20 protein-coding genes are annotated in these 23735 nt (G+C 71.5%); 15 read left to right on the top strand and 5 right to left on the bottom strand.

The window, feature by feature from the left end; all coding sequences use genetic code 11:
• The first annotated feature begins 9 nt into the window (after positions 1-9).
• The 10 genes from EDF42_RS14535 to EDF42_RS14580 all read left to right on the top strand — a co-directional run bounded on the left by EDF42_RS14535 (position 10) and on the right by EDF42_RS14580 (position 11916).
• A complete protein-coding gene (locus EDF42_RS14535; protein WP_260235517.1) occupies positions 10-1206 on the top strand; it encodes a Gfo/Idh/MocA family protein in 1197 nt (398 codons plus the stop codon).
• A complete protein-coding gene (locus EDF42_RS14540) occupies positions 1203-1910 on the top strand; it encodes a ThuA domain-containing protein (protein WP_123672977.1) in 708 nt (235 codons plus the stop codon). The genes EDF42_RS14535 and EDF42_RS14540 overlap by 4 nt, the downstream gene beginning before the upstream one ends.
• Positions 1907-3007 carry a Gfo/Idh/MocA family protein gene (locus EDF42_RS14545; RefSeq protein ID WP_123673250.1) on the top strand — a complete coding sequence of 367 codons (1101 nt, stop codon included), beginning with the start codon at positions 1907-1909 and terminating at the stop codon, positions 3005-3007. Before EDF42_RS14540 ends, EDF42_RS14545 begins: the two co-directional genes overlap by 4 nt.
• Positions 3008-3095: 88 nt before the next feature.
• The gene (locus EDF42_RS14550) at positions 3096-4148 is read left to right on the top strand and encodes a sugar phosphate isomerase/epimerase (protein ID WP_123672979.1); all 1053 of its coding nucleotides are present in this window, start codon (positions 3096-3098) and stop codon (positions 4146-4148) included.
• A 163-nt stretch (positions 4149-4311) separates the two neighbouring features.
• Positions 4312-5601 (top strand): ROK family transcriptional regulator, encoded by a 1290-nt coding sequence (locus tag EDF42_RS14555; RefSeq protein ID WP_123672981.1) that lies wholly within the window; start codon positions 4312-4314, stop codon positions 5599-5601.
• Positions 5598-6635 carry an NAD(P)-dependent alcohol dehydrogenase gene (locus EDF42_RS14560; RefSeq protein WP_123294705.1) on the top strand — a complete coding sequence of 346 codons (1038 nt, stop codon included), beginning with the start codon at positions 5598-5600 and terminating at the stop codon, positions 6633-6635. The genes EDF42_RS14555 and EDF42_RS14560 overlap by 4 nt, the downstream gene beginning before the upstream one ends.
• Before the next feature lie 376 nt (positions 6636-7011).
• Positions 7012-8394, top strand: coding sequence for an MFS transporter (locus EDF42_RS14565; RefSeq protein ID WP_123672982.1), 1383 nt, complete (start codon positions 7012-7014; stop codon positions 8392-8394).
• 201 nt (positions 8395-8595) lie between these two features.
• The gene (gene glmU / locus EDF42_RS14570; RefSeq protein WP_123672984.1) at positions 8596-10023 is read left to right on the top strand and encodes a bifunctional UDP-N-acetylglucosamine diphosphorylase/glucosamine-1-phosphate N-acetyltransferase GlmU; all 1428 of its coding nucleotides are present in this window, start codon (positions 8596-8598) and stop codon (positions 10021-10023) included.
• A 61-nt stretch (positions 10024-10084) separates the two neighbouring features.
• A complete protein-coding gene (locus EDF42_RS14575) occupies positions 10085-11062 on the top strand; it encodes a ribose-phosphate diphosphokinase (RefSeq protein ID WP_111084848.1) in 978 nt (325 codons plus the stop codon).
• Positions 11063-11136: 74 nt separating this feature from the next.
• A complete protein-coding gene (locus EDF42_RS14580; RefSeq protein WP_260235518.1) occupies positions 11137-11916 on the top strand; it encodes a putative protein N(5)-glutamine methyltransferase in 780 nt (259 codons plus the stop codon).
• A gap of 258 nt (positions 11917-12174) precedes the next feature.
• Here the strand turns inward: EDF42_RS14580 and EDF42_RS14585 are convergent, their stop codons facing one another.
• The gene (locus EDF42_RS14585) at positions 12175-13800 is read right to left on the bottom strand and encodes a molybdopterin-dependent oxidoreductase (RefSeq protein ID WP_123672988.1); all 1626 of its coding nucleotides are present in this window, start codon (positions 13798-13800) and stop codon (positions 12175-12177) included.
• Between the two features lie 170 nt (positions 13801-13970).
• Between EDF42_RS14585 and EDF42_RS14590 the strand changes: the two genes are divergently transcribed.
• Entirely contained in the window at positions 13971-14615 is a 645-nt protein-coding gene (locus EDF42_RS14590) for a hypothetical protein (RefSeq protein ID WP_123672990.1), read from the top strand.
• 96 nt (positions 14616-14711) lie between these two features.
• Here EDF42_RS14590 and gndA read toward each other — a convergent pair whose 3' ends face one another.
• A complete protein-coding gene (gene gndA / locus EDF42_RS14595) occupies positions 14712-16169 on the bottom strand; it encodes an NADP-dependent phosphogluconate dehydrogenase (protein ID WP_123672992.1) in 1458 nt (485 codons plus the stop codon).
• Between the two features lie 109 nt (positions 16170-16278).
• On the opposite strand from gndA, the gene EDF42_RS14600 reads away from it, so the two are divergent.
• Positions 16279-16818 carry a gluconokinase gene (locus EDF42_RS14600; protein ID WP_123672994.1) on the top strand — a complete coding sequence of 180 codons (540 nt, stop codon included), beginning with the start codon at positions 16279-16281 and terminating at the stop codon, positions 16816-16818.
• Positions 16819-16990: 172 nt separating this feature from the next.
• On the opposite strand, the gene EDF42_RS14605 is transcribed toward EDF42_RS14600, so the two are convergent.
• The 3 genes from EDF42_RS14605 to EDF42_RS14615 all read right to left on the bottom strand — a co-directional run bounded on the left by EDF42_RS14605 (position 16991) and on the right by EDF42_RS14615 (position 20220).
• On the bottom strand, positions 16991-17590 hold the full coding sequence (locus tag EDF42_RS14605) for a class I SAM-dependent methyltransferase (protein WP_123672996.1): 600 nt from the start codon (positions 17588-17590) through the stop codon (positions 16991-16993).
• Between the two features lie 57 nt (positions 17591-17647).
• The gene (uxaC, locus tag EDF42_RS14610) at positions 17648-19087 is read right to left on the bottom strand and encodes a glucuronate isomerase (RefSeq protein WP_123672998.1); all 1440 of its coding nucleotides are present in this window, start codon (positions 19085-19087) and stop codon (positions 17648-17650) included.
• Positions 19088-19161: 74 nt separating this feature from the next.
• Positions 19162-20220: a LacI family DNA-binding transcriptional regulator gene (locus EDF42_RS14615; RefSeq protein ID WP_395865646.1), complete on the bottom strand. Its 1059-nt coding sequence runs from the start codon at positions 20218-20220 to the stop codon at positions 19162-19164.
• Positions 20221-20342: 122 nt separating this feature from the next.
• On the opposite strand from EDF42_RS14615, the gene EDF42_RS14620 reads away from it, so the two are divergent.
• The 3 genes from EDF42_RS14620 to EDF42_RS14630 are packed head-to-tail and all read left to right on the top strand — an operon-like array spanning position 20343 to position 23670.
• Complete coding sequence (locus EDF42_RS14620) at positions 20343-21698, top strand: ABC transporter substrate-binding protein (RefSeq protein WP_123340630.1); 1356 nt, start codon at positions 20343-20345, stop codon at positions 21696-21698.
• The gene (locus tag EDF42_RS14625) at positions 21698-22714 is read left to right on the top strand and encodes a carbohydrate ABC transporter permease (protein ID WP_123672999.1); all 1017 of its coding nucleotides are present in this window, start codon (positions 21698-21700) and stop codon (positions 22712-22714) included. Before EDF42_RS14620 ends, EDF42_RS14625 begins: the two co-directional genes overlap by 1 nt.
• A complete protein-coding gene (locus EDF42_RS14630; protein ID WP_165901164.1) occupies positions 22711-23670 on the top strand; it encodes a carbohydrate ABC transporter permease in 960 nt (319 codons plus the stop codon). The genes EDF42_RS14625 and EDF42_RS14630 overlap by 4 nt, the downstream gene beginning before the upstream one ends.
• Positions 23671-23735 lie beyond the last annotated feature (65 nt).

The following is a 23735-nucleotide window of genomic DNA, read 5'->3' on the forward strand; positions in this document are numbered from 1 at the left end:
AGCGAGCGGATGGCAAGTGTTTCGACGGCGCAGCAACGACTGCGGATCGCCATGGTGGGGCACGGCTTCATGGGAGCCGCGCACTCACAGGCGTGGCGGACCGCCCCCAGGTTCTTCGATCTCGGGGTCGAACCCGAGATGGCGGTGATCGTCGGGCGCGACCCGGAACGCACCGAGGCCGCTCGCGTGCAGTACGGCTGGCAGTCCGCGTCGACCGACTGGCGCGCCGTCCTGGCCGACCCGGACATCGACGTCGTCGACATCGTGTCGCCCGGGTCGTCGCACGTCGAGATCGCGATCGCCGCGCTCGAGGCCGGCAAGCACGTCCTGTGCGAGAAGCCGCTCGCGAACACCGTCGAACAGGCCGAGGCGATGACCGCCGCTGCCGCAGCCGCCCGGGCGCACGGGGTCCGCGCCATGGTCGGGTTCAGCTACCGCCGGGTGCCGGCCATCGCCTTCGCCCGACAGCTCGTGCAGGACGGCCGGATCGGCACCGTGCGCCAGGTCCGCGCGCTCTACCTGCAGGACTGGCTCGCCGACGAGGACGGCCCGATGACCTGGCGCCTCGACAAGGAGCTCGCCGGTTCCGGTGCGCTCGGCGACATCGGCGCGCACGCGATCGACCTCGTCGAGCACGTCACCGGCGCCGAGCTCACCCGGGTGTCCGGGCTGCTCGAGACCTTCGTGACCGAGCGCCCCCTGCTCGCCGACGGCGTCGGACTCTCCGGCACGGCGTCGAGCGAGCGCGGGCAGGTCACCGTCGACGACGCCGCGTTCTTCACCGCCCGACTCGGCGGCGGTGCGGCCGACGGCGCGATCGGCACGTTCGAGGCCACGCGCTACGCCACCGGCCGGAAGAACGGCCTGACGCTCGAGATCAGCGGGTCCGAGGGCGCGATCCAGTTCGACCTCGAGTCCATGAACGAACTGCGACTGTACGAGTCGTCGGCACCCGCGGGGGAGCAGGGCTTCCGCCGCATCCTGGTCACCGAACCCGAGCACCCCTACATGGCGGCGTGGTGGCCCACCGGACACCTCATCGGGTACGAGCACACCTTCAGCCACCAGGTGAAGGACTTCGTCGAATCGATCGTCGCCGGTACCGACCCGTCGCCCTCGTTCGAGGACGGCCTGCACGTGCAACGGGTGCTCGACGCCGTCGAACGCAGCGCCGCCGACGGCAGCAGCTGGACGGTGACCGCGTGACCGCCGCCGACGGCACACGCCAGGCCCTGGTCGTCCGCGGGGGCTGGGACGGCCACCAGCCCGTCGAGACCACCGACCTGTTCGTCCCGTTCCTGCGCGACAACGGGTTCGCGGTCCGGGTGTCGGACTCGACGGCCGTCTACGCCGACGAGTCCGTCATGGCCGAGGTCGACCTGATCGTGCAGGTCGTCACCATGTCGACCATCGCCGACGACGAGTTCGCCGGGCTGCAGCGCGCGGTGCTGAACGGCGCCGGACTGGCCGGCTGGCACGGAGGCATCGCGGACGCGTTCCGGAACACCGCCGACTACCTGCACATGGTCGGCGGCCAGTTCGCCCACCACGCCGGCAAGCACCCCGACGAGCGCGTCGGGGAGCAGTCCGACAACTACATCCCGTACACGGTGCACCTCACCGACCTCGGACGGTCACACCCGATCACGCAGGGCATCGAGGACTTCGACCTCGTCACCGAGCAGTACTGGGTGCTGTCCGACGAGTACAACGACGTCCTCGCGACCACCACGCAGGAAGCGCGCGACTTCGACGCCTGGAACCGTCCGGTCACCGCCCCGGCGATCTGGACACGGCAGTGGGGTGCTGGTCGCGTGTTCGTCTCCGCACCCGGGCACCGCCTCGAGGTCGTCGAGTCACAGCCGCTCCGCACCATCATCGAGAGGGGCCTCCTGTGGGCAGCACGATGAACGAACCCGTCCTCCGCGTCGGGGTGGTGGGCGTCGGCGTGATCAGCCAGCAGTACTTCGAACACTTCCCGTCCCTGCCCGGCCTGTCGCTCGTCGCGGTCGCCGACCTCGACGTCGACCGGGCGCAGGCGGTCGGCGCCGTACAGGGCGTGCGCGGCACGAGCGTCGACGAGCTGCTCGCGGCCGACGACGTCGACGTGGTGCTCAACCTGACGATCCCCGCCGCCCACGCCGACGTCGCGACCCGGGCGCTCGCCGCGGGCAAGCACGTCTACGGCGAGAAGCCCCTGGCGATGTCCACGGCCGAGGCCGAACCGGTGCTCGAGGCCGCCCGAGCCACGGGCCTGCGGGTCGGCAGCGCCCCGGACACCGTGCTCGGCACCGGCATCCAGACCGCGCGGGCCGCCCTCGACGACGGCCTGATCGGCACCCCGGTCGGTGCGGCCGTCGCCTGGAGCGCCCCCGGCCACGAACTCTGGCACCCTGCACCTGCGTTCTACTACCAGCCCGGTGGCGGCCCGCTGCTCGACATGGGCCCCTACTACCTGACCAGCCTCGTCACGTTCTTCGGACCGGTCGTCCGGGTGAGCGGCAGTGCCACCCGCTCCACCCGCGAGCGGACCATCGCGACCGGACCGAACGCCGGCACGTCGATCCCGGTCGACATCGACACCCACGTGGTCGCGATCCTCGAACACGAGAACGGTGTCGTCTCGACCGTCACCGTCTCGTTCGAGGTGTGGGCGACCCGCGCACCGCTCTTCGAGGTGTACGGCACGGCCGGCACCCTCGGTGTGCCGGACCCGAACCGGTTCTCGGACCCGGTGTCGATCGCCACGTCGGACGACCGCGAGTGGCGCGAGCTGCCGGTCTCCGCCGGGTACGCCGACGCCGGCCGTGGGTACGGGCTCGCCGACCTGGCGCACGCGATCGCCACCGACCGTCCGCACCGGGCCTCGGGCGACCTCGCGTTCCACGTGCTCGAGGTCATGGAGGCCGTCTCGGCCGCGGCCCGCGACCACGCGGTCGTCGACGTGCGCTCGCGCGTCGACCGCCCCGCCACCGTCCCCGCCGGGTCCGCACCCGGGTCGTGGTGACGCACCTCGACCACAGCACGCACCTCGACCACAGCACGCACCTCGACCACAGCACGGACCCCGACCACCGCACGGAAGGACGACGACGATGACGACGACGGACGCGAGCGACCAGGCGGAGCCGACCCGGGCCTCCCGGCCGGTCACGCTGTTCACCGGACAGTGGGCCGACCTGCCCTTCGAGGAGGTCGCCCGGCTCGCCGGCGACTGGGGGTACGACGGACTCGAGATCGCCTGCTGGGGCGACCACCTCGACGTCCGGCGCGCCGCGACGGACCCCTCGTACGTCGCCGAGCGGCAGGCGATCCTGGAGCGCAACGGGCTGCGCGTCTGGACGATCGCGAACCACCTGGTCGGCCAGGCCGTGTGCGACGACCCCATCGACCAGCGGCACGAGGACATCCTGCCGCCGCACGTCTGGGGCGACGGCGAGCCCGAGGGCGTCCGGCAGCGTGCCGCCGAAGAGCTCCAGTGGACCGCCCGCGCCGCAGCGGCACTCGGGGTCGACACCGTCACCGGGTTCTCCGGGTCGTCGATCTGGAAGACCGTCGCGGGCTTCCCGCCGGTCCCGCCGAGCATGATCGACGCCGGGTACCAGGACTTCCACGACCGGTGGTCGCCGATCATCGACGTGTTCGAGGAAGTCGGGGTCCGCTTCGCGCTCGAGGTGCACCCGTCCGAGATCGCCTACGACTACTGGACCGCCAAGCGCACGCTCGAGCTGTTCGCGGACCGGCCGGCGTTCGGGTTCAACTTCGACCCCTCGCACTTCGTCTGGCAGGACCTCGACCCCGCCGCGTTCCTGCTCGACTTCGCCGACCGGGTGTACCACGTGCACTGCAAGGAGTCGGTGAAGCAGCTCGACGGGCGCAACGGCCGGCTCGGCTCGCACCTGCCGTGGGGTGACCCGCGCCGCGGCTGGGACTTCGTGACCGCCGGACACGGCGACGTGCCGTGGGAGCGGGTGTTCCGCGTGCTGAACCACATCGGGTACACCGGCCCGACCAGCGTCGAGTGGGAGGACGCCGGCATGGACCGACTCGTCGGAGGACCCGAAGCGCTGGCGTTCGTGCGGCAGCTCGGCACGATCGCGCCGCCGGAGGCCTCGTTCGACGCCGCGTTCTCGCGGTCGCGGGCGTGAGCCGGGCTGAGCCGGGCTGAGCCGGGCTGAGCCGGGGCCGAGACCCAGGCTGAGCGACACTTCGCGGGCCCGCGAGCGCGAGGACTGTCGCTCAGCGCGAGACTCGGCGCAGCCCCACCCACCGACCCACCACCAACCGACCGACCGACCGACGAGGAGCACCATGGTCCGGCAACCGACCGCGACACCCGGCAACGCCGCGCGCGTCCTCCGCCTGGTGCACGAGGAAGGCCCGGTCACCCGCGCCGAACTCACCCGGCGCACCGGCCTGAACCGCTCGACGGTACTGGCGCTCGTCGGCGAACTCGTCGAGGCCGGACTCGTGCTCGAGGAGATGCCGTCCGCCGGTGCCCCGAGCGTCGGGGTCGGACGGCCGAGCGGTGTCGTGCGGGCGTCGGGCAACGTGCTCGCCGCCGCCGTCACGGTCGAGATCGACGCGGTCGGGGTGGCCCTCGTCGCCCTCGACGGCACCGTGCGCGACCGGCTCGTCGAGCGGCAGACCACCGTGCCGACGGCAGCCCGGGCGATCGACGCGGTCGAACGGATCTTCGGCGTGCTGAGCGCCCGGACCGCCGCGCGGGCGAGGACAGCCCCAGACACCCGGATCGTCGGTGTCGGCGTCGCCGTCCCCGGCATCGTGCGCGTCGAGGACGGCACCGTCCGCAACGCCCCGCACCTCGGCTGGCGCGACGAACCGCTCGCGGTGCCGCTCGCTGAACGTCTCGGCCTGCCCGTCCGGGCTGCGAACGACGCCAACCTCGGTGCCTGGGCCGAACGCCTGTACGGAAGCGCCCGCGGCGTCGACGCCCTCGTGTACCTGAACGGCGGCGCCAGCGGCATCGGCGGCGGGATCGTCAGCGCCGGGCGGCCCTTCAGTGGCGCCGACGGGTACGCGGGGGAACTCGGCCACACCTTCGTGGCGGCCAACGGCATCCGGTGCCACTGCGGCGCCGTCGGGTGCCTCGAGACCGAGGCGTCGCGGTCGGCGCTCACCGACGTCACCGGGACACCGCCCGACGACCTCGACGCGCTCGCCGCAGCGCTCGCCGAGCACCGGCCCGAGGTCGAGCGGGTGGTCGACCGTCAGGTGACGGCGCTCGCCACCGCGCTCCGCAACGCGATCCACACCGTCGATCCCGAGGTCGTGGTGCTCGGCGGGTTCCTCAGCACGTTGCTCGGACACGTCGGGGACCGCGTCGAGAACGACGTCCGGGCGCAGACGATGGCCGCGATGACCGACCGGCTGCGCGTCGTGCCGGCAGCCCTCGGGCGGGACGTCCTGCTCCGCGGCGCCGCCGAACTCGGGTTCCGCGACCTGCTGCGCGACCCGACGGCAGCCGGGTTCGTCCCGAGGCCCGCTCCAGCCGACACCACGACCACCCCCACGTCCGACCGCTCCACCACCCCCACGTCCGACCGCGACGCCGCGGCCGAGGAAGCGAGAACCCCATGACCTCCATCCAGCGCCAGCGCACCAGCGTGCTGCTCGGGACCCAGGACCTGACCGTCGAGGACCGCCCCGTGCCCGAGGTCGAACCGGGCGACGTGCTCGTCCGGGTCGCCGCCGTCGGGGTGTGCGGCTCCGACGTGCACTACTACCGCCACGGCCGCATCGGGGACTTCGTCGTCGAGGAGCCGCTCGTCCTCGGCCACGAGCTGTCCGGCACGATCACCGCCGTCGGCGCTGGCGTCGACCCCGCCCGCGTCGGGGAGCGCGTCGCCGTCGAACCGCAGCGCCCGTGCCACCGCTGTGCGCAGTGCCTGGCCGGCCGCTACAACCTCTGCCCGCACATGCGCTTCTACGCGACCCCGCCGGTCGACGGCGCCTTCGCCGAGTTCGTCACGATCGAGGCCGAGTTCGCCCACGTGCTGCCCGACTCCGTCTCGTTCGAGGCCGGTGCCCTGCTCGAACCGCTGTCCGTCGGGATCGCCGCGGTCCGCAAGGCCGGCATCGTCCCCGGCTCCTCGGTGCTCATCGCCGGTGCCGGTCCGATCGGGATCATCTGCGCCCAGGCGGCGCGGGCCTTCGGCGCCACCCGGATCGTCATCAGCGACCTGGTCCCCGAGCGCCGGGAGCGTGCGTTGCAGTACGGCGCCACCGAGGTCGTCGACCCGACCGTGGTGTCCGTCGCCTCGGACATCGCCCCGGTCGACGCGTTCATCGACGCCAGCGGTGCTCCCCGTGCCGTGTCCGACGGCATCAAGGCCGTCGGACCGGCCGGCGCCGCGGTGCTCGTCGGGCTCGGCAACTCCGAGATGACCCTGCCTGTCGAGCACATCCAGAACCTCGAGGTCACGGTCACCGGGATCTTCCGCTACACCGGCACGTGGCCCGTCGCGATCGGCCTGGTCGCGTCCGGGCAGATCGACCTCGACTCGCTCGTGACGGGTCGGTTCGGCCTCGACGAGGTCCGCGAGGCACTCGAGAGCGACACCGACCCGGAGTCCCTCAAGTCGGTCGTCTACCCCGGCGGCGTCCCCGCCTGAGCGCGCACGGTGCTCGGTTCGCTGCCCCGCGCCGCGTTGCGTGCCCCGTGCGGGGTCGCAACCGGGCACGGTGCGCGGAAGCTCGCACGGGGTGACGACGCACGCACGGTGCGGACGGGAGGCCCGTGGCGGGGTCGTCACGGGCCTCCCGTCCGGCTGGTGGTTGGCGCACGGTGCGAGGTTCGTCGTTGTGTCCACGGTCGTCCACATGGTGCCGCCCTGTGGGCGGGCACCGTGCGCGGAAGCTCGCGCGGGGTGACGACGCACGCACAGTGCGGACGGGAGGCCCGTGGCCAGGCCGCCGCGCGCCTCCCGTCCGGCACGTGACCCGGAACGGGGCCACCGGTGCGTCACCGGGACGCGCTACGGTTCGCGCATGACCGCTTCACCGGCCGCCGTCGTGCCGCAGCGCACCGACCGGCGCGCGCTCGTGTCCTGGGCGCTGTGGGACTGGGGGTCCGCGGCGTTCAACGCCGTCGTCACCACGTTCGTGTTCAGCACGTACCTGGCCAGCCGGGCGTTCGTCGACCCGGCGAAGGTGGCGGACACGTCCGCCGCGGGCACGGCGTTGGTGGAACGCGAACTCGCCCACAACGCCGCGGTGGTCTCCACGGCACTGACGATCGCCGGCATCGTCGTCGCGCTCGTGGCCCCGGCGATCGGGCGCCTGGCAGACTCGTCCGGGCACCGCCGCCGGTCCGTGCTCATCGCCACGATCGGCATCGTGCTGTCCATCGGCGGCATGGTCTTCGTCGCACCGAGCCAGCCGTACCTGGTGCTCGGGGCGGCGCTGCTCGGCATCGGCACGGTCGCGTACGAGATCGCGAGCGTGGGCTACAACGCCATGATCGGGCAGGTCGCGTCGGGGGAGCGCACCGGACGGGTGTCCGCGATCGGGTGGGCCGCCGGGTACTTCGGCGGCATCGTGCTGCTCGTGCTGCTGCTCGTGCTCTGCATCCAGGACTTCCGCGGCGACGGCGTCGTCGGCGGACTGCTGCAGCTGCCGGCCACCGTCGCGACCGGGCAGTGGGACGTCCGCGTCGCGATCGGCATCGCTGCCGTGTGGCTCGCGGTCAGCTCGATCCCGCTCTTCGTCGTCGTGCCCGAGGCCGCGCCCGACCACCGGCACACCGGCGGCGTGTTCGGTGCCTACCGCGACCTGGGTCGGGACATCGCCCGGCTCTGGCGCGAGCGGCGGAACGTGCTCGCGTTCCTGGTCGCCAGCGCGGTGTTCCGCGACGGTGTCGGGGCGGTGTTCACCTTCGGCGGGATCATCGCGGCGCAGGTGTTCGGGTTCAGCGCCTCGCAGGTCATCCTGTTCGCCATCGCCGCGAACGTCGTCGCCGGCATCGCCACCTTCGTGTCCGGACGCCTCGACGACCGCTTCGGCTCGCGCGCGCTCATCATGGTCTCGCTGATCGGCCTCGCTGCCTGCGGGCTCGGCGTCCTGGCGGTCGGTACTCGGACGGAGTGGTTCTGGGTGCTGGGGCTGACCCTGGCGCTGTTCGTCGGACCCGTGCAGTCGTCGTCGCGGGCCTACCTGGCGCGGCTGGCGACCCCCGGCCGCGAGGGCGAGCTCTTCGGCCTCTACGCCACCACCGGCCGGGCGGCGTCGTTCCTGGCGCCGGCGCTGTTCGGTGTCGCGGTGACGGTCGGCGGCTCGACGCGCTTCGGGATCCTCGGGATCGTGGTGGTGCTCGTCGTGGGGCTGGTGCTCATGGCGTTCGTGAAGGCCGAGCCGCGGGTGCTGCGCGCGTAGGTGTCGTTGCGCGGGTAGGTGTGTGGGCGTAGCTGGTCGTTCCGGGCGTAGCTGGTCGTTCCTTCCGGCCAGGTACGCCCGATCCCGCTTTCCATCCCGACGGTGATGGGAAGGAACGTCACCCGTGCGGTTGTGCGCACGGTTCTGCACAGGGCCGCGGTTCCACCGGACTCCGCGGCGCGGGTGCGCCAGGATGGACCCATGACCGACCAGCGCATCGCCGTCGTCGTCCTCGCCGCCGGGCAGGGCACGCGCATGAAGTCGTCCACCCCCAAGGTGCTGCACCGGCTCGCCGGGCTGCCGCTCATCGCGCACGTCCTGCGGACGGCGTCGTCCCTCGGGCCGGAGCACGTGGCCGTGGTCGTGCGGCACGAGCGTGACCTGGTCGCAGCGGAGATCACGGAGCGTGCGCCCGACGCCATCGTCGTCGACCAGGACGACGTCCCCGGCACCGGCCGCGCGGTCGAGGTCGCGGTCCAGGCACTCCCCGCCGACTTCGACGGTGCCGTCGTGGTGCTCTCCGGCGACGTCCCGTTGCTCGACGCCGGCTCGCTCCGGACGCTGGTCGACGCGCACCTCGGCGCGGCCAACGCCGTCACCCTCGTCAGTGCGATCGCGCCCGACCCGACCGGACTCGGGCGCGTGGTGCGGGACGGCTCCGGGGCGTTCGTCGGCGTCGTCGAGCACAAGGACGCGACGGCCGACCAGCTCACCATCACCGAGACGAACGCCGGCATCTACGCCTTCGACGCCGCCCACCTGCGTGCCGTGCTGCCGTCGCTGACGACCGCGAACGCACAGGGCGAGAAGTACATCACCGACGCGCCGACGCTCATCGCCGGACGCGGGGGGATCATCGACGTGGTCACCCTGACGGACCCGTGGCTCGTCGCCGGCATCAACGACCGCGCGCAGCTGTCCGACGCCGCCCGCGAGCTCAACGCCCGCATCGTCCGCCGGCACCAGCTCGCCGGCGTCACCGTGCAGGACCCGGCCACCACCTGGATCGACCTCGACGTCTCGATCGAAGCGGATGCCGAGGTCCTGCCCGGCACCCAGCTCCTCGGCGCGACCGCCATCGCCGCGGGTGCCGTCGTCGGGCCGGACACCACACTGCGCGACACCGAGGTCGGTGCCGGCGCGACGGTGAACCGGGTCGACGCCACCCTCGCGGTCATCGGTGACGGTGCCTCGGTGGGGCCGTTCGCGTACCTGCGTCCCGGCACGATCCTGGGCGACCAGGGCAAGATCGGCACCTTCGTCGAGACGAAGAACGCGAAGATCGGGCGCGGCAGCAAGGTCCCGCACCTGTCGTACATCGGCGACGCCGAGGTGGGCGAGGACTCGAACATCGGTGCGAACACGATCACCGCGAACTACGACGGCGTGCACAAGCACCGCACTGAGGTCGGCTCGCACGTTCGTACAGGCTCGCACAACGTGTTCGTCGCCCCGGTTAGGATTGGTGACGGTGCGTACACGGGTGCCGGAACGACGGTCCGCAAGGACGTCCCGGCCGGATCGCTCGCGATCAGCTACGCCCCACAGCGCAACACCGACGGATGGGTCGAGGAACACCGACCCGGCACACCGGCGGCCGAGGCTGCTCGGCACGCGAACGGCGAATAGATCCTGGCGACCACCGGTCGTCGACATCGACCCCACACGGGTCAGGGAGTGAGCACCGCACTTGTCCGGAATCAAGACAACCGGCCAGAAACGACTCGTCCTCGTCTCGGGGCGAGCACACCCGGCGCTCTCCGCCGAGATCGCAGAGGAACTCGGTGTCGACCTGGTCCCCACCGATGCCCGGACCTTCGCGAACGGTGAGCTGTACGTCCGGTTCGACGAGTCGGTCCGCGGGTGCGACGCGTTCGTCATCCAGTCGCACACGGCACCGATCAACGAGTGGCTCATGGAGCAGCTCATCATCGTCGACGCGCTGAAGCGGGCCTCGGCCAAGCGCATCACCGTCGTCGCGCCGTTCTACCCGTACGCCCGTCAGGACAAGAAGGGCCGCGGCCGCGAGCCGATCTCGGCCCGCCTGGTCGCCGACCTGTTCAAGGCAGCGGGCGCGCACCGCATCATGAGCGTCGACCTGCACGCCGCCCAGATCCAGGGCTTCTTCGACGGCCCGGTGGACCACCTCTTCGCCATGCCGGTGCTGCTCGAGCACTTCCGCGAGATCCTCGACCCGTCGATGCTGACGGTCGTGTCGCCCGACATGGGCCGCGTCCGCGTCGCCGACATCTGGTCCGAGAAGCTCGGCGCGCCCCTCGCCATCATCCACAAGCGTCGCGACCCGCTGGTCCCGAACCAGGTCACGGTCCACGAGATCGTCGGCGACGTCTCCGGCCGCTGGTGCCTGCTCGTCGACGACCTGATCGACACCGGGCGCACGATCGCCAAGGCAGCTGAGGCGCTGAAGGAGGCCGGCGCGATCGGCGTCGTCGTCGCCGCGACCCACGCCGTGTTCTCCGACCCGGCCACCGAGCTGCTGCAGAGCGAGTTCATCGACCGCGTCGTCGTCACCGACACCCTGCCGGTGCCGGTCGAGAAGCGCTGGGACCGCCTCGAGATCCTGCCGATCGCCCCGCTCCTGGCCCGCGCCATCCACGAGGTCTTCGACGACGGGTCCGTCACGTCGATGTTCGACGGCGCAGCGTAGCGGAGCCGTCGAACCATGGGCACAGCCGACGGCGCCTCACCGTCTCGTCGACGTGACGTGTCTGCGGAACGTTGGTGACCCATCCCGCGCGTGACGCCCTCGCGGCCCGGCTCCGGGCCGCGGGGAGCGTCTTCGCCGAGGACGAAGCCGACCTGCTGCTCGAGGCCGGCACCGGTGAGCCCGTCCGGCTGCGTTCCCTGGTCCAGCGTCGCCTCGCCGGTGAGCCGCTCGAGTACGTCCTCGGCTGGGCCGCCTTCCACGGACACCGCATCCGGGTGACCCCTGGGGTGTTCGTCCCGCGTGCCCGGACGACCGTCGTGGTCGAGCAGGCTGCCCGTCGGTTGCAGCGCTACGACCGCGTGGTCGACCTGTGCTGCGGTGCCGGTGCGATCTCGGTGGCGTTGTTCGGCCGGGTCGGCGCGCTCGACCTCGTGGCCACGGACATCGACCCGGATGCCGTCGACGTCGCGGCTGAGAACATCGGCGACCGCGGGATCGTCGTCGCCGGTGACCTGTTCGCGCCGCTGCCGGACCGGTTCCGCGGCGCCGTCGACGTCATCGCGGTGAACGCCCCCTACGTCCCGACGGCGTCGATCGCGATGATGCCGGTCGAAGCGCGGGAGCACGAGCACCGTGTGGCCCTCGACGGTGGCGCGGACGGACTCGACCTGCACCGGCGGATCGCCGCGGGAGCGGGGGAGTGGTTGCGCCCCGGTGGTTCGGTCGTCATCGAGGTGTCCGCGGCGCAGTCAGAGTCGTCGGTCGCGGCGTTCGTGGCCGCCGGGTTCACGGCCGTGGTCGAGCAGGACGACGAGGTCGACGGCACCTGCGTCGTCGCGACGCTCCCCGTCTGACCCGACGAGTCCGACCCGCACGAGTTCGGCCAGCATGGGCTCGACCCGCGCGAGTTCGACCGGCACGGGCTCGACCCGCGCGAGTTCGGCCGGCACCTGGTTTGCCGACCAATCGCGACACGCCGCTCAGTTCCGCCGAGGTCGCACAGACGGCCGTTCGAACGCTCGACATGCCGAGATCTCGGAACCTCGACGACCAGCGGACGGCGCGCCGCACGGCCCCACCCGATGCCCTCCACCCGACGCCGCCGGCCCGCGCTACTTCGCGTCGACCGTCACCGACGCCCAGCCTGAAGCTCCGTTCGGCGCGGGCGGCCGCTCGACGCTCGTCTGCACCTCGCCGTCGGCGCTCACGGCGCGGACCTCGATCCGGTGCGACCCCGCGGTCGGCGTCCACCGCAGCACCCACTGGCGCCAGGTGTCCGCCGACACCGACTCGGCGAGTTCCGCCTGCTGCCACGCACCCGAGCCGACCCGGACCTGCACGGCCTTCACACCGGTGTGTGGCTGCCAGGCGACCCCGGCGATGGCGACCTGCTCGCCGACGGTCACGGTCGTCCCGTTCCGTGGGGTGTCGATGCGCGACTCGAGCTTCACGGGCCCGCGTTCCGACCATCCGCGCGGCGTCCAGTAGCCCTGCGCATCGGCGAAGCGCGTGACCTCCATCTCGGTCACCCACTTCGTCGCCGACACGTACCCGAACAGTCCGGGCACGACCATCCGTGCCGGGAACCCGTGTTCGGTCGGCAGCGGTTCACCGTTCATGCCGATGGCGAGCAGCGCGTCGGTGCCCTCGTCCTGCAGGACGTCCAACGGCGTCCCGGCGGTGAACCCGTCGATGCTGCGGGACAGCACCATGTCTGCGTCCCCGGTCGGCTTCGCGCGGGCCAGCAGCTCCCGGATCGGGTACCCGAGCCAGAGTGCGTTGCCGATCAGGTCGCCGCCGACCTCGTTGGACACGCAGCTCAGGGTAGCCATGTGCTCTTCCAGCGGCAGGGCCAGCAACTCGTCCCACGTCAGCGTGACCTCGTTCTCGACGGCGCCGTGGATGCGCAGGCTCCAGTCGCCCGGATCGATGGAGGGGACACGCAGCGCGGTGTCGATCCGGTAGAAGTCGGCGTTCGGTGTGACGTACGGCGTGATCCCGTCGACGTCGAGCGAGGCGCCGGCCGGCACGGCCGGTGCGGGCGTCGCCGCCGCGGGCAGGCGCACGGCTCGTCGGGCAGCGGCGACCGCCTGCATCGCGGACGACCCCATCCGGGAGGCGGTGCCCACCACGACCGCGACCGCTGCGGTCGCGACGCCCCAGACCAGGAACGCGCGGCGCTCGGTCGAGGCAGGTCGCGGTGACGCCGACGGGACGGCCGCTGCGGCCTCCCAGCGCCGGAGCCGGCGGAGCAGCAGCCGCAGGGTGATCACGGCGGCCGCCACGCCGAACACGGTGGGAGCGCCGTCGAACGTGCCGCTGCCGGAACGGGTGCTCACCGCGATGAGCGCGAGCACGCCGCCGACGGCGAAGACCAGTGCCCCGAAGGGCGGCCGAGCGCGCTCGAGGACCCCGGCCCCGGCGCTGATCGCGGCGACGATGACGGTCATGAGCGCGAAGAGTGCGACCTTGTCGCCGGTGCCGAACAGGGCGACCATCAGGTTCTTTGCCCCCGCCGGTGCGAGGTCGATCACGGCGGACCCGACGGCCACCAACGGGCTGCCGGCACCACCGAGGAGCAGCGCCCCGAACTCGGCGATCCCGAGGAAGGCGGCGGCGGCCACGAGACCGACGGCCGCAGCGAGGACCGCGGGCCGGCGGAGCGGAGCTCCGGCGGGGCGTTCGTCCGTCGATGGGTCGTCCGGCGTCGGGACGTCCGTGGTGCGTTCGGTGGTCACCGCCCGAGCGTAGGTCGCCCGGCCGCTCGTCGGCTGTGCGTGCGGTTCCCCGGGCGTTCACCGACCCCGGCCAGCACCTGCCGATCGGGCCGTGCGAGGATCGGGGTGTGCCGAGGCGTCCAGATCCAGTTCCGCGCCCCGGCCGCGCCCGCCGCTCCGACCGCACGCCGATGTCGGCTGCACAGCGCCTGTCCACGTTGCGGTGGGTGATCGTGGGCATCTGGGCGGCGCTCCTCACCGCACGGATCATCGTCGTCGCGACGGCGCCCGACGTGGACCTGTCCTGGTTCGGGATCGTCGATTTCGGTGCGATCGCGCTGGGCGTCACGGTCATCGTGGTCGCGGTCTTCCGTGCCGCTGCGGTGCGACGCCGGCACGCCGACGAGGCCCTCGCGCTCGCCATCCGCCGCATCGACCCCACGGTCTGGCTCGTGCCGGCGGCTCCGACGACCGAACTGCGCGACGCGATCGCCGAGGTCCGGCCGGAGGTGAGCCTCGGTGCCCGCGTGACGTGGGCGTTCGGGGCGACCGAGGCCTCCCTGTGGGAACTCGACGACCGCAAGGCCACACGGTTGCTCGTGGTCCGGTGGAGCCGGGTGGTGCACGTCGGGATCGAGGACGTCCACGGCGACGGTGACCGCGCCGATGCCCGTCGGGCGTGCGCGGTCGCGATCCACTACGTCCGGCCGGACGACACACCTGCGGTCGCGACCTTCTTCGTACGGACGGCTCCCGGCTCCCGTCGGCTGCTCGGCCGAGGGTCACGCCTGGACCGGCTCGTCGCCGACCTCGCGCGCGAGCGCATCGTCGCCTGAACCGAGCGCATCGTCGTGACCGAGCGCACAGCGGTCGGACGTGGGAAGGGCCCCGCCGATCGGCAGGGCCCTTCGAGGGTGCGGTCGTGCCGCGGTCTAGTGGGTGGACGGTTCCTGGTCGACCTCTCGGCGGTCGTCGTCGGACCACAGCGTGTGGAAGGTGCCGTCCTTGTCGATGCGCTGGTAGGTGTGCGCCCCGAAGAAGTCGCGCTGCCCCTGGATGAGCGAGGCGGGCAGCCGCTCGGAGGCGAGCGAGTCGAAGTAGGACAGCGCCGACGAGAACCCCGGCGCGGGGATCCCCGACGCGGCGGCGATCCCGACGATGCGGCGCCAGGCGGCTTCGCCCTCCTGCACGGCGTTCGCGAAGTACGGGTCGACGAGCAGTGACTCGAGCTCCGGGTTCTTGTCGTACGCCTCGACGATGCGGTTGAGGAACTGGGCGCGGATGATGCAGCCACCCCGCCAGATCTTCGCCACGTTGCCGAGGTTGATGTCCCAGCCGTACTCCTTGGCCCCGGCGATGATCAGGTCGAAGCCCTGCGCGTAGGCGACGACCTTCGAGGCGTAGAGCGCCGCGCGGACGTCGTCCTCGAAGCCGTCGGGGACCTCGGCGATGTCGGGCCGGTCCGGGAACGCCTGCTGCACCGCGGCACGCTGCGACGGCTTCGACGACACCGCGCGGGCGAACACCGCTTCGCCGATGCCGGAGACCGGGATGCCGAGCCCGACCGCGTTCTGCACGGTCCACACCCCGGTGCCCTTGGACCCCGCTTCGTCGCGGATGACGTCGACGAGGGGCTTGCCGGAGTCGGCGTCGCGCTGCTTCAGGACCTCGACCGTGATCTCGATCAGGTAGGACTCGAGGTCGCCGCCGTTCCACTCCTGGAACACCTTGACCAGGTCCTCGACGGAGAGCCCGCCGACGCGGCGGAGCAGGTCGTAGGACTCGGCGATGAGCTGCATGTCGGCGTACTCGATGCCGTTGTGCACCATCTTGACGAAGTGGCCGGCGCCGTCGGTGCCGATGTGGGTCACGCAGGGCTCGCCCTCGGCGACCGCCGCGATCGACTTCAGGATCGGTCCGAGGGTCTCCCAGGCTTCCTTCGAGCCGCCGGGCATGATCGACGGGCCCTTGAGTGCGCCCTCTTCACCACCGGAGATGCCCGTGCCGACGAAGTTGAGGCCCTTCTCGCGCAGGTCGTGCTCACGCCGGATCGTGTCGTGGAAGTTGGCGTTGCCGCCGTCGACGATGATGTCGCCTTCCTCGAACTTCTCGGCGAGCTGCGAGATCACGGCGTCGGTGCCCTTGCCAGCCTGCACCATGATGATCGCCGTGCGCGGCTTCGAGAGCGAGGCGACGAAGCCGTCGATGTCCTCGGACGCGATGAAGCCGGCGTCGCCGTGCTCCTTGATGAGTTCTTCGGTGCGGGCGTAGGTGCGGTTGTAGACCGCGACCGTGTTGCCCTCACGCGACGCGAGGTTGCGTGCGAGGTTCGACCCCATGACGGCGAGGCCGATGACCCCGATGTTCGCCTGACCAGTGCTGTCTGCCACGTCGTCTCCTTTGTCCGGACGTAACACCAACCTACGGTCGGCGCCCTGGGACCGCACGGGTGTTACGGGAACTGGGGACCACTGTTCACCCCGTCAATACTGTGGAGGGATGACCGACACCGCTGTCCTCCCGCCCGTCCTCGTCATGGGCGTCTCCGGTTCCGGCAAGTCCACGATCGGGCAGGCACTCGCCGAGGCGCTCGCCGAGCAGGGCCAACCGACCGTGTTCGTCGACGCCGACGACCTGCACCCGGCCGCGAACAAGGAGAAGATGCGGCAGGGCATCCCGCTCACCGACGACGACCGCTGGCCGTGGCTCGACGCCTGCGCCGCGCGGATCGCCGCCGTCGAGGCGTCCGGGAGCCGCTGCGTGATGGCCAACTCCGCCCTCAAGCGCGTCTACCGCGATCGGCTCCGGCAGTCGGCGCCGGGCCTCGTCATCGCGTTCCTGGACGGCTCGCACGACCTCATCGCCGAGCGGCAGGCGCACCGGCACCACGAGTACATGCCGTCGTCGCTGCTCGACTCCCAGTTCACGACGCTCGAACGGCCGCAGGCCGACGAGGCCGCCGTCGACGTCTCCATCGACGGGCCGGTCGACGACACGGTGCGGGACATCGTGGCTGCGCTCGTCGTCACCTCCGCCTGAACTGCTCGCGCGCCGCACGGTGCAACTCCGGTCGGCCCGTGCGACCTTGATCGCTCCGTGCCGCGCGGCAACCCAGCACGGAACCGCCCACCTCGCGCCGGGCGACGATCCTCGCACCGTGCAGACGGGTTCGCGGGACACCCCGGCTGGGAGGCACGGCCGACGGGATCCGTCAGCGGCGCACCGCGCTGATCGCCCCGTGCGGTCGGTGCTCGGGCGCTGACCGGGTGTGGACGTCCACCACGTCGAAGCCCGCTTCGTCCAGCCGCGCTGCCAGGGACGCGACCGGCCAGCGGTACGCGGTGACGACCGCGTGGTCGAAGGCCTCGACCGCGGGGCCCTCGAAGAACCCGAGCAGGAGCCCACCGCCGGGGGCGAGCACCCGCCGGAACTCGTCCAGTGGCACGCCGACCCGCGAGGGTTCGTGGTGGATCACCGAGTACCAGGCGAGGACGCCGCCGACGCTGCCGTCCGCGAGCGGCAGCGCATCGATCGATCCGTCCCGGAAGTCGACCGAGGCAGTGTGCGTCTGCCGTGCGTGCTCGACGAACTCCGGCACGGCGTCGATCCCGATGACCCGGTACCCGTTCCGAGCGAGGTGCGCCGTCCAGTGACCGGGGCCGCACCCGGCGTCGACCAGCAGATCTCGGCGACCCGCTGCCCAGGCGTCGACGAGCGCGCGGTCGTCGGGGTGGACGGCGTCCATCGATCCGAGCACTGCCGCGTACTCCGCAGCGCGAGCGCCGTAGGCAGCCGTCACCCGCTCGGTCATGCGCCCGACCGTACCGCCTCGGCTGGTTCACCTCGCACCACGCGGCACCCCGCACCCCTACAGCTTGAACGTCGCCCGCGGGATGTCGGACACGATTCGCCGTGCGGTGTGGACGGCGTCCTCTTCCGAGATCTCGTGCGTGACGACGAGCGAGGCCAGGTACGCCGCGTCCGCTCGCCGCGCCATGTCGTGCCGCGCGGGGATGGAGCAGTACGCCCGAGTGTCGTCGATGAACCCGGAGGTCTTCGTGAACGACGCCGAGTCGGTGATCGCGGAGCGGTAGCGGCCGATCGCCGCCGGGGTGTCGATGAACCACCACGGTGCCCCGGCGTACACGGCGGGGTAGAAGCCGGCGAGCGGGCCGATCTCGCGCGAGAAGACGGTCTCGTCGACGGTGAACAGCACGAGGTGGAAGCCCGGAGCGGTGCCGAAGGACTCCAGGAGCGGCCGCAGCGGCGTGGTGAAGGACCCGACGGCGGGCAGGTCGTGGCCGGTGTCCGGGCCGAAGCGTTCGAGCGTCGGCGCGTGGTGGTTCCGGATGACGCCGGGGTGCAGCTGCATGACGAGGCCGTCCTCGACGCTCATCTCGGCCCAGCGGTAGAGCATGTCGTGCCGGTACGCGGTGGCGTCCGCCTCGGAGACGGAAGACGGGTCGCGGAGCGCCGCGGCGTGGATACGCTCGCGCGACGTGGCGGACAACGGCGACGATCCGGCGTCGAGCACCCCGGTGTCCGTGGCGGTCGCGCCGTGCTCGATGAAGTACTGGCGACGTGCGCGGAGTGCTGCCAACAGCCCTGCGTGGGTGCCCGTGTCGATGCCGGCGGCCTCGCCGACGGACGCGACCACGGGCCTCCAGTCCGGCCGCGACGGGTCGAACACGGCGTCCGCGCGGAACGTGGGGACCACCCGGCCGGTGAACGTGGGGTCGGCGGCGAGCTGCGTGTGCGCGGCGAGGTCGTCGGCGGGGCCGTCGGTGGTGGCGAGGACCTCGATGCCGAAGGTGTCGAACAGGGCACGCGGGCGGAAGGCGGGCGATGCCAGCAGGCCGGCGATGTGGTCGTACTGGGCGTCGGCGTTCGCCGCCGACGGCTGCTCCGTCAGCCCGAAGACGTCGTGCAGCTCGGTCTCGAACCAGTAGCGGACGGGGGTGCCGAGGAAGTCGTCCCAGTGGTCCGCCAGCTGCCGCCAGATGGCGCGACCGGGAGGCGCGGCGTGGGTCCCCGACAGGTCGGCGCGTCCCAGCGCGGCCAGGTCCACCCCGTTGGCGTGCAGCAGGCGGAGCACGTAGTGGTCGGGCGTGATGAGCAGCGACGCGGGGTCGCTGAACGGCTGGTCGGCGGCGATGAGCGCCGCGTCGACGTGGCCGTGCGGGGAGATGATCGGTGCGTCCTTGACCGCGTCGTAGACGGTCCGTGCCACCTGGCGTGCACCGGGGTCGGCGGGGAGCAGCCGGTCGGGGTGCGGGGCGAGACGGGTGGCGGTGCTGGTCTGGGTCATCATCGACTCCTTCGAGAACGGTACGGACGGCGGGGCGCGGCGGGGCCGGCGGGTGCAGCGGGCGTGCGCCCGCGTCAGGCGGGCGCAGGACCCGTCGACTCCCGGACGGTCAGGTGGGTGGGCAGTGCGACGGCGCCGGTCATGTGCTCACCGGGCAGCTCGTCGGCGGGGATCGCACCGAGCCGGCCGAGCAGCATCCGGATCGCGACCCGTCCGGCGCGTTCGATCGGCGAGGTCATGGTGGTGAGCGGCGGGTTGCAGAAGTCGGCACCGAAGATGTCGTCGCAGCCGACGATGCTCACGTCCTCGGGGACGCGGACGCCCCGTTCGCGCAGCCGCGCGAGCATGCCGATCGCGATCAGGTCGTTGAAGGCGATGCAGGCGGTGGCCCCGGCGTGCACGGCGGCGTCGGCGGCTGCGGCTCCGGAGTCGACGAACGGCGCGTGCGGCCCGATGCGGGCGACGCGGACCCCGAGGCGCTTCGCGACGCGCACGAGCGCCTTCCACCGGCGTTCGTTCGACCACGAGCTGTCCGGACCGGCGACGTAGAGCACGTCGCGGTGGCCCAGGGAGACGAGGTGCTGCACGGCCTGCTCGACGCCGCCGGGGGTGTCGATGAGCACCGAGGGCACCCCGGCGGGGCGACGGTTGACGACGACGAGGGGGATCCGCTCGGCGAACCGGGCGATCTGCGCGTCGGACAGGCGTGAGGCGGTGAGGACGACGCCGTCGGCCTTCGCGCCGATCGAGCTCAGGGTGGCGAGTTCGGCGTCGGCGGACTCCTCGGTGTCGACGAGCAACTGCGTCCACCCGGCGCCGGCGAGCTGGTGCTGCGTGCCGCGGATGACGTCGAAGTAGAACGGGTTCGTGATGTCGGAGACGAGCACGGCGACGGCACGGGTGCGGCCGGACGTCAGGGCGCGTGCCTGCGAGTTGGCGACGTAGCCGAGTTCGCGGGCCGCTCGTTGGATGCGCTCCTGCGTGGTGTGGTTCACGCGGTCGGGCAGCGAGAGCGCGCGGGACACGGTCGACGGGGCCACGCCGGTCGCGTCGGCGATGTCCCGGATGGTCACGCGCCGGGCGGCGCTGAAACCGGCCCCGGCGCCGGAGACGTCGATGTCTGTGTCGCTCACGAGGCCGAACGTATTCGCGTCTGGCAACAAGTGGCAACCGGTTGCCGGATGTTGCCAACGGCGGAACAGTGGTGCCACCGGGCAGCGCCGCCCGGAGGAGGTCTCGAGGAGGAAGCCCCCGGATGAACAGAACACGGCTGAAGCCCCGCACCCTCGTCGGTGCCGTCGCGGTGATCGCCCTCGCCGCTCTCTCCCTGCAGGGCTGCGCCGTCGTGAACGGCAGCGGCGACGACCCGAACACCCTCCGCGTGATGATGGGCGCGGACACCACGTACCCCAAGGAGCGCAAGCAGTGGCAGCAGGACACCGCTGCCGAGTTCAAGCGCACCACCGGTGCGGACATCCAGTGGGAGACCTACTCGTCCGCGCAAGAGGAGTTGACCGCCATCCAGACCAGCGTCATCTCCGGCCAGGGTCCCGACGTCTACGCCATCGGCACCACGTTCACCCCGACCGCCTACGCCACCGGTGCCTTCGTCGAGATGGGATCGAAGGAGTGGAACGCCATCGGCGGCAAGGACCAGTTCGACCCGGCCTCGTTCGGCATCTCGGGGCCGAGCGACTCGAAGCAGATCGGGATCCCGTTCGCCAGCCGTCCGTTCGTGATGGCCGTCAACAAGGACCTCCTCGCGAAGGCCGGCATCACCGACATGCCGACCACGTGGGACGAGCTGACCGAGGACGCGAAGGCCACCACCGGTGACGGTCGGCACGGCCTGGCGATCGCCTACGCCGACGGCTTCGACCCGTGGAAGTTCGTGTGGGGCATGGCGCAGAACGCCGGCAACACCATCGTCGACGGCTCGAAGGCCGAGATCGACAGCGACGCCGTCGAGAACGCGTACCGGACCTACTTCGACTGGGTCACGAAGGACGGCGTCGTCGACAAGGCCGCGATCGGCTGGAACAACGCGCAGGCCCTGGCCCAGTTCACCGAGGGCAAGGCCGCGTTCTTCCCGATGACGACCACCACCGCGATCAACTCGTTCAAGGACACCAAGGTCGACGGCAAGTACGAGTTCGCCCTGCTCCCCACCGTCCCGCCGGGAGCCAGCGAGCGCCCGGCCGACGGCATCGAGGCCGCGAGCATCCTGTCCGGCGACAACTGGGTGGTGGCCGACTACGGCACCAAGCAGCAGCTGTCCTTCGACTTCGTCAAGCAGCTCAGCGCACCGAAGGCGCAGCTCGAGTATTACGACCTGTTCGGCAACCTGCCGACCAACGCCTCCGCCGCCGCTGACCTGGCGGCAGACAACCCGCAGCTCAAGCCGATCATCGACGCGGGTCGCCTGTCGAAGCCCACCGCGTTCACCGGCGCCTGGTCCGACATCCAGCTCGCCCTGGTCGACGTGGTCGTGCAGTCGATCCCGTCGCTCAAGAGCGGCGAGGTCACCGACGACCAGCTCCGCAAGCGTCTGCAGGACGCCCAGAAGGACGCCCAGTCCACCCTCGACCGTCAGAAGAACGGAGGTCTGTGATGACCAGCACCCAGACCAGACCGCCGCAGCGCACGGAGCAGACGGTCCGCCCGCACGGCACGACGCCGCTGTACAAGAAGGAGCGTCCGCTCTGGATGCTCATCCCCGGCGGGGTCCTCATGCTCGCCGTCATCGTGGTGCCACTCCTGGTGGGCTTCTACATCGCGATGCTCGACCTGGACCAGTACACGCTGCGGCAGTGGTTCAGCGCCCCCTTCATCGGCTTCGCGAACTTCACCGAGGCCTTCACGAACTCGCCCCTGCTCCACTCCATCTGGATCTCGGTGTCGCTGTCCGCCCTGGTCACCGCGGTCACCGTGCCGATCGGCGTCGCGGCGGCGATCTCGACGCAGAACCGGTTCCCGGGGCGCGGCCTCGTCCGGTCGATCTACCTGATCCCCTACGTGCTGCCCGCGTTCGTCGTCGGCACGTTCTTCCGCACGATGCTGCAGCCGCAGGGCGTCGTGAACTCGATCCTGCACACCGACGTGCTCTGGCTGAACGGCTCCGCGTCCTACTGGGCGCTGGCCGGCGTGATGATCTGGACGAGCTGGCCGTTCGTCTACCTGCTGTCGCTGGCCGGGCTGCAGGCCGTGGACAACGAGGTGCACGAGGCCGCCGCGCTCGACGGGGTGACCTGGTGGGCGAAGCTGCGCTACATCATCTTCCCGTACCTGCGCGGGCCGCTCAGCCTGGCGGTGATCATCGCGATCCTGCACAACATCAACAACTTCACCCTGCCGTTCGTGCTGTTCGGCATCCCGCTGCCGTCGAGCGTCGAGGTCATGCCCGTCCTGACGTACATCGCGAGCTTCCAGTCGTTCCGCTTCGGTCTGTCCGCGGCCATGGCGATCTGCTCCCTCGTGATCGTCGCCATCCCGCTGTTCGTCTACCTGCGAGCCGTCAAGCTCGACACCGGTGACGACGCGGGTCCCAACCGGAAGCAGCGCCGCGCCGACCGCGCCACGCTCGCCGCCGCCCCGACCGCCGCCGACATCGACGGAGCACGAGCATGAGCGCCCAGAGCACATCATTCGCCGGCACCACCCGGACCCGCCCGACGTCGACCCTGACCGAGAGCATCACCGCACCCGGTCGACGCCACAAGCGCCCCTACGACACCGACGTCACCCGGCTCCTGCCCCGCTGGCTGCTCATCGTGGTGATCGCGATCATCATCGCGTTCATCGCCGTCCCGGTCCTGTACATCCTGTTCGGCTCGGTGAACTCGGATGTCGCGGTCGCCCGCGGCGAGTACTTCCCGTCCGAGTTCACGCTGTCGAACTACGTCGAGATCTGGTCGACGGTCGCCCTCGGCGAGGGGCTGGTCAACTCGATGCTCACCGCCGGCGCGGTCGCCATCGCGAGTGCCGCGCTCGCCGTGTCCACCGCGTACGTGCTGGTCCGGTTCCGCTTCCTCGGTCGCCTGACCATCCTGCGTGGGCTCCTCGCGCTGCAGTCGATCCCCGGCACGCTCCTGCTGCTGCCCGTGTTCGTGGTGTTCTCGAACATCGCCAGTGCCACGGGCGTGCAGATCATCGGCACCCGCTGGGGTCTGTTCGTCACGTACCTGACGTTCGCCCTGCCGTTCTCGACCTGGGTGATGGTCACCTACCTGCGTGGTCTGCCCAAGGAACTCGAGGAGGCCGCCCGCATCGACGGCGCCTCGAGCACGAAGATCCTGACGAAGATCGTCCTGCCGCTGTCGTGGCCCGGCATCGTCGTCTCGGCGATCTTCGCCTTCCTGCTCGGCTGGAACGACGTCCTGTTCTCCACGATCATGACGACCCCGAACACCCGCACGGTGGCCGTGGTCCTGCAGGTGCTCGGCACCGCGCAGGAAGGCGGTGCGGTCCCGATCTACGGCCAGATGATGGCCGCCTCGATCGTCTGCGCCGTGCCGGTCGTCGCCCTGTACCTCATCTTCCAGCGCTACCTGGTGGGCGGTCTGACGGCCGGCTCCGTCAAGTGAGCGCGGCAGTCACCGCAACCCAGAACCGGACTGGAGGCCCGTGGCGGCCCCGCCACGCGCCTCCC

The organism is Curtobacterium sp. PhB172, assembly GCF_003752545.1.
GTDB lineage: Bacteria > Actinomycetota > Actinomycetes > Actinomycetales > Microbacteriaceae > Curtobacterium.